Source organism: Paenibacillus ihuae (assembly GCF_001368795.1).
GTDB classification, from domain to species: domain Bacteria; phylum Bacillota; class Bacilli; order Paenibacillales; family Paenibacillaceae; genus Paenibacillus_AQ; species Paenibacillus_AQ ihuae.
Genome location: NZ_LN831198.1, coordinates 3,557,961 through 3,564,437, shown reverse-complemented (window position 1 = coordinate 3,564,437; position 6,477 = coordinate 3,557,961). Strand labels below are relative to the sequence as shown.

Here is a 6,477-nt window from a genome sequence, read left to right as displayed (position 1 = left end):
TGCAAGCTTAAATTATTTTATAGAAGAAAGTGAGAATTCCAGTATTTGCTGGTGTTCGGGTGCCTGGTACAGCGGGTATTTGAGCACCAGTTTTTTTGTGAATTACTTTACTCCTGGATTTTTGGGAATGTGTTAAGGTTATGGGGAATCAGTCATCATTGAATTGCCCGATCCAGAGCACTTTTTAGATGAGGAGATATAAGCATGGAGTTCGTTCTTATCTTGCTGGCCTGTTATGCAGGGGTCTTATATTATCTATTTAATTATGCGGCAGATGTGTTGCAGGAGGAATGGGGCATTGACAGAAGATGGCTCCTCAAAAAAGCCGGCTTTATCCTCGGGGTATGGGTACTGCTTTCAGCACTGAATTTTTTGATACTATTATTTAACGCGGAATTTCTTAGCCGGGGTGAATTGATTTTCATAAATGTTTTTTGCGGAGCCGTGGGTTTCTCGGCAGGACTCGGCTTTTTCGCAGACAGACGGATATTCAGCGCGGTTATTTCTCTCCTTTACCTGTTTGACCTGTTTCAGTTCAATCGTTTTGCCGCAGCAGTGACGGGAGACTCTTTACAGGACAGCGGGATTGGCTGGGGCGGAATGGTCAGCCTGTTTATTAACTTTGCTGTGTTTGCTCTCACCTTACTGGCTGACCATTTTATTAGCCTGGAAGAACCGGAGAATGAATTCTGGTAATTTCGTTTTATTTTTTGTGCGGTCGGTCTTCGTATTGTGTTGAAGATTCGCACTCCAGATTAACCTGTCGATTGGTACAGCTATTTAGTTGGAATTTATCCGCTTTCATTTTGCTTGCTTGATCAGATGCTGGATTTAGTGGGAAAATGTCCAACTAATTCCTTCTGTTTCTTTGCAAATGATGGTTTTATGTGGAACTAAGCGGACTTTTTCCAACTAATCAACCTTTTTGAGCAAAATAAATGTGAATTAGTTGGAGTTTTTCCACTTGGTGCATGCACCGTCAAGCACTGCTAAGCCGCCTGTCTCGTTCTACCCTCACCCTCGCGGGGTGAGGGTTTTCTTTTGCCTTCAAGCGCAGCGGATGGGCGAAAGTAACGGAGGGAATTTTGGGACTGGAGGAGCGTGAGCGCCCGCCTGAAAGCTTTCCGTAGGAAAGCTCGCATCGTAAGCATGGGCTTAGGTTTGGATTTCTACCGCGAACAGCGGTTACAATCAGGAAATCCAAACCTAACAGCGGCCGGAAGTCCAAAACTTCCCGCAGTTACGGCATCAGCCCATCCCGCATTTTTTAACGCAAATCCACCCGTCACCCCGCCCCCTCCCTAATCATATGCTAATGCAGCAACACGGAGGGAGGCCCATGCGATGGAATATAAAGGGTTCATACTGCATCATTCCCGCTGTCCGTCCATTAATGGGAAAGGATTTGACTTTTGGGTGGCCAAGGATGGTGAAATCTACGCCGGCCCCCTGTTGACAGACCCGGATCATATCCATGTCTGTCTGGAGGGGAACTACGGGGAGCAAGAGGAAGCTTTAGAGCTGACTGGCCGCAAAAAACAGCTGTTTGCTGCAGGCAAGCTCATTTTGGAGCTGGCTGCACGTTATGAAATATCCCCTTTGCTCATCGAACCGCATAGTAATTCGTGCCCGGGAGTATTTTTTCCATGGAATGAACTTGTGATTTATCCCGCTGATGGTTATCATTAACCTGAGGTGAGTAGTCGAAAATGGAAAGATTACAGAAAATTTTGGCGCAAGCAGGTGTTGCGTCCAGACGCAAATGTGAAGAAATGATTTTGGCCGGTAAAGTGGAAGTCAACGGGGAACTCGTAACTACGCTTGGCACGAAGGTGGACCCCGAACAAGATATTATTAAAGTGGCCGGTAAGCTGATCCGGGGCGAGAATAAAATCTACATCATGTTCAACAAGCCCAAGGGCGTAATCACAAGCGCATCCGATGACAAGGGCCGCAAGGTAGTAACAGATTATCTGAAGGGCATCAATGAGCGTGTATATCCTGTAGGCCGTTTGGATTATGACACGGAAGGGCTGCTGCTGCTGACGAATGACGGAGAGTTTGCTAACCTGCTTACCCATCCGAAGCATCATGTGCCAAAGACGTATCTGGCCACGGTCAAGGGTATACCGCACGGAACAGCCCTGGACAAGCTTAAGGCGGGCATCAAGCTGGAGGACGGTATGACTGCTCCGGCGGAAGTGGAATACAAGGATGTGGATGAAGCGAATAAGGAATCCGTCATCAGCATTACGATTCATGAAGGACGCAACCGTCAGGTACGCCGGATGTTCGAAGCGATTGCCCACCCTGTGATCCGACTGAAACGGATTTCGTTCGGGGACATTTTGCTGCAGAATCTTAAGCGCGGCTCCTACCGCCATCTGACCAAGGATGAAATTAACCATCTGCAGCAAATTGCTAAGGCTGGTGCGCTAAAAGCAAATACGACACGCAAAGACACATAAAGTTCACAATTCCCTCTCCTAAAACTGTGACAATATTCGGTATAATGTTCATAGGATGTTCACACCTGACAACTAAAGTATGAGTTGCGTCACAGAAGGGGGCTTCGCGTGTGGGCAAAGCGAGAAAGCCGATTCAAATCGTAATTCTTTCAGTAATACTTTTGCTTGGAGGTTATGCAATCGGTTCCTCGGTGTTCGGGGGAGACGGAAAGCCCAGGGAAGGTGGTAAAGCACCATCTTTTGAGCTGCTTGGCCTTGACGGCTTGACCCATACGCTTGATGAGTATAAGGGCAAGTCGGTGGTGCTTAATTTCTGGGGTTCCTGGTGCGGCCCTTGCGTGAAGGAAATGCCTGCTCTGCAGGCACAATGGGAGAAGTGGAAGGATCAAGGGGTTGTAGTCATTGGAGTGAACGTCGGCGAAGACCAGATGACGGTGGAGAATTTCGTCAAGCTGGTTGACATCGATTTCCCGGTAGTCATGGACTCCGGGCGCAGCGCTGTCCGCAGTTATGGCGTTTCTCCTTTGCCTACTACTTTTTTCATTAATACTAAGGGCAAAGTGGACAGTATTCATATCGGGCAGCTCGATCTGGATTCGCTTGACGGGCAAATCGGGAAGCTGGTGAACCCATGAACGGGCGGGAGCCGCTGATCAGCAATACCAAATGTGAATGCGGCCATCAGAATCCGGTAGGTACCGTGCTCTGTGAAGCCTGCGGCAAACCGCTGGATGAGAAGGACCGCGAGTCTGCCGATAATCTTGAAATGCGCTATGACGGTGTTGCCCGCCGTTCGCAGCGTGTGAACCCGGGGACAATCGACCTGATTTGGAACTTTTTCTCCTCTGTCAAAATAGCGATTTACCTGATTGTACTGACTCTGCTGGGTTCTATGCTGGGCACAATTTTTCCCCAAGAGAGCACTTTTCTTAATATTGATGCCTCAACCTATTACAAAGAAACGTACGGAACAGCCGGGAATATATATTATAGACTCGGCCTTTCGCACACCTACGAGTCCTGGTGGTTTGTAACGCTGCTTGTGATGATTGGCGCTTCACTGGTCATCTGCAGTCTGGACCGTGTCCTTCCGCTGTATAAGGCGCTGACCCGGCAGAAGATCCGCAAGCACCGCCAGTTCCTGACCCGCCAGAAGGTTGTGCTGGTAACGATGGTGGAGGAGGAACCGGAAGTCTGGGTGGCCCGGCTAAGTGAGCCGCTGAAGAAAAAAGGCTACCGCGTCAAGACGGACGGAGGCGCTCTGCTGGCCGAGAAACACCGCTTTAGCCGCTGGGGACCGTATGTAATACATATCGGTCTGATTATATTTTTGCTCGCCGTACTGGCGAGAGGATTGCCGGGACTCAACATGGACCAGCATCTTGCCTTTCCGCAGGGTGAGGTCACGAGGATCCCGGATACAACGTATTATCTGAAGAACGAGAAGTTCACTGTTGAATTTTATTCGGATGAAGAAATGCCTGAGGAGTTTCGCGGCAAAAAAGTCCTGCCTAAGCTCTATGAGACCAAGGCCGTGCTCTATGAATGTACTGCAGATTGTACCGACCCATCCAAGGAGCCTAAGCTTTCAGAAGTTGCCGTCCATGACATCCGGGTGAACTCGCCGCTTAGCTACAAAGGTTTGAAAGCGTATCAGTTTGATTATGACCTGACCCCTGTGCTGCGTTCCGTGCAGCCGGAGCTTGTTAACAGCGCCACCGGAGAAGGGTATGGCAAATTCAAGCTTGATATGAAGAACCCGCAGCGTACATTCCAGTCCGGGCCTTACACCCTTTCGCTCAAAGAAAAGTATATGGATTTCGGCTTGAACGATGAGGGACAGCCGGTCTCCAAGTCGCCTTATCCGAATGCACCCGCATTCCTCTTCCTCATTACGGGGCCGGATCTGCCGGCGGAGGGGCAGCAATATTTTTATTTTCCGAAACAGGTGGATAAAGAGCAGTTCCAGCAGCAGGCCATCAATGACAAGCTGGGTGGTAGCGGACGTTTTCTGGAGCTAGAGGTGCAGGGCATGAGCGATGTTGATTTTGCTGAATCCACATCTTATCTCAATATCCGTGTAGACCGGGCGATGCCGTTTGTCTGGGTGGGTGCAGGGATCGTAATGCTTGGACTCGTATTGGGCTTTTACTGGCAGCATAGGCGCATTTGGTTGAATCTTGAGAACGGTGAGCTTGTCCTTGGAGGGCACACTAACAAGAATTGGTTCGGCTTCCGCCGTGAGATCGTATCTATACTGCACAAGGTAGACGTGATAGTCGATGAAAAATCATTGGACAACGGGGGAGGTCTGGCATGAGCCTGCTCGATTTCAGCAGTGATGTCTTTATTGCCGCATTCTTTTTATACAGCGGTGCATTTATGTTATTCACGATCGCCATCATGGGCCGCCGGTGGTCCGGCAGGAAGCCGGAGGAGCATACCGCCCGTTGGGGAAGAATCGCTTTTATCGTCTCTTCCGTCGGATTGCTCTGCCATCTCGCTTATTTCATTACCCGCTGGATGGGCTCGGGCCATATTCCCGTCAGCAATATGTACGAATTCATGACCTTTTTATCAATGATGGTGATGGTGGCGTTTACTGTGATCTTTGCCATCTACCGCAAAATCATTCTAGGGGTATTCGCAGTTCCGATTTCTATTATAGTAATGGCGTATGCAGCGGTGTTTCCGCAAGAGGTTCAACCGCTGATTCCATCATTGAAATCCATTTATCTGAATATCCACGTCACGCTTGCTGCGCTCGGGGAATCCTTTTTCGCCGTCGGTTTTGCCGCCGGATTAATGTACTTGCTGCGCACAGTTAATTTTGAGAGCAAGGAGCGGAGTGACCGCAAGCAGCAGAGGCTGGTTGAATTTACTCTCTTTTCAATCATTGTTATAATTGGATTTCTCGGGAGTGTATTTGCCTTCCGCGGTGCCGGATACGAATCTGTTTTTGTCCGCAGCAACGTTACGATTGACAGCTCCGGGCAGGAAGATAGTACAATAGAGAAAGTGAGTTATAAAATGCCGCCGATTGTGGCACCTTACCATAGCGAAACAGAGGTTTTCCAGTCGTTTCTTGGAATAAAGCAGCCGCTGTTCGAAGCACCCTCATGGATGAATGGCGTTAATGCCGGACGAAAGTTCAATACCGTTATATGGTCGCTGCTTTCCGGTCTCATTCTATACGGAATTCTTCGTCTTGCTGTGCGCAAACCGCTGGGCAAGGCTATTCATCCGGTACTGGACGGAATTGACGAGAATGATCTTGATGAAATTACGTACAGGGCAATTGCCATCGGCTTTCCGATTTTTACGCTGGGGGCATTGATCTTTGCAATGATCTGGGCTGAGGTTGCCTGGGGCCGGTTTTGGGGCTGGGACCCCAAGGAGGTCTGGGCGCTTGTTACCTGGCTGTTCTACAGCGCATATCTCCATTTGCGGCTGGCCCGCGGGTGGCAGGGACGCAAATCCGCATGGCTCGCCGTATTGGGTTTTTTGGTTGTGATGTTTACCCTTGTAGGTGTAAATCTGGTCATCGCCGGGCTTCATTCTTATGCGGGGACAGACTGAGTATACGGTATTCGCAGTTGCAGCACAGGAATCTAGTACGTACTAGGGTAACGTTCAACTGTATTTGATGAAGGGGTTGTTGTTAATGGCAGAGCATTTGAATAGAATTCTGGTGGTGGATGACGAAGAACGTATTCGCCGCCTGCTGAAAATGTATCTTGAAAAAGAAGGCTACGAAATTGACGAGGCGGAAGATGGCGAAATCGCTTTGCGCAAAGCAACGGCTAATGATTACGGCCTCATCCTGCTCGATGTTATGCTGCCGGGTATCGACGGGATCGAAGTGCTGACGAGACTCAGAGGCGTCAAATCGACTCCGGTCCTGATGCTGACTGCCAAGGGTGGAGAGATTAACCGGGTGCAGGGCTTTGAAATGGGTGCAGATGACTATGTCGTTAAGCCTTTCAGTCCGCGTGAAGTGATTTACCGG

Annotated in this window: 7 protein-coding genes; all 7 read left to right on the top strand. The window is 49.3% G+C overall.

The genetic code is table 11. From position 1 onward, the window contains the following. Nucleotides 1–204: 204 nt before the first annotated feature. Nucleotides 205–696: a hypothetical protein gene (locus tag AQR02_RS16415; RefSeq protein WP_054941398.1), complete on the top strand. Its 492-nt coding sequence runs from the start codon at nucleotides 205–207 to the stop codon at nucleotides 694–696. 648 nt (nucleotides 697–1,344) lie between these two features. After that, nucleotides 1,345–1,689 (top strand): peptidoglycan recognition protein family protein, encoded by a 345-nt coding sequence (locus tag AQR02_RS16410; RefSeq protein ID WP_054941397.1) that lies wholly within the window; start codon nucleotides 1,345–1,347, stop codon nucleotides 1,687–1,689. A 20-nt stretch (nucleotides 1,690–1,709) separates the two neighbouring features. Beyond that, nucleotides 1,710–2,468 carry a pseudouridine synthase gene (locus AQR02_RS16405; protein ID WP_054941396.1) on the top strand — a complete coding sequence of 253 codons (759 nt, stop codon included), beginning with the start codon at nucleotides 1,710–1,712 and terminating at the stop codon, nucleotides 2,466–2,468. A gap of 110 nt (nucleotides 2,469–2,578) precedes the next feature. After that, nucleotides 2,579–3,103, top strand: coding sequence for a redoxin domain-containing protein (locus AQR02_RS16400; RefSeq protein ID WP_054941395.1), 525 nt, complete (start codon nucleotides 2,579–2,581; stop codon nucleotides 3,101–3,103). Further along, nucleotides 3,100–4,788, top strand: coding sequence for a cytochrome c biogenesis protein ResB (gene resB / locus AQR02_RS16395; protein ID WP_245237510.1), 1,689 nt, complete (start codon nucleotides 3,100–3,102; stop codon nucleotides 4,786–4,788). The genes AQR02_RS16400 and resB overlap by 4 nt, the downstream gene beginning before the upstream one ends. Further along, nucleotides 4,785–6,047: a cytochrome c biogenesis protein CcsA gene (gene ccsA, locus AQR02_RS16390; RefSeq protein ID WP_054941394.1), complete on the top strand. Its 1,263-nt coding sequence runs from the start codon at nucleotides 4,785–4,787 to the stop codon at nucleotides 6,045–6,047. The genes resB and ccsA overlap by 4 nt, the downstream gene beginning before the upstream one ends. Before the next feature lie 85 nt (nucleotides 6,048–6,132). Continuing rightward, the coding region (locus AQR02_RS34400) for a response regulator (RefSeq protein ID WP_245237509.1) at nucleotides 6,133–6,477 on the top strand (345 nt) is incomplete at its 3' end.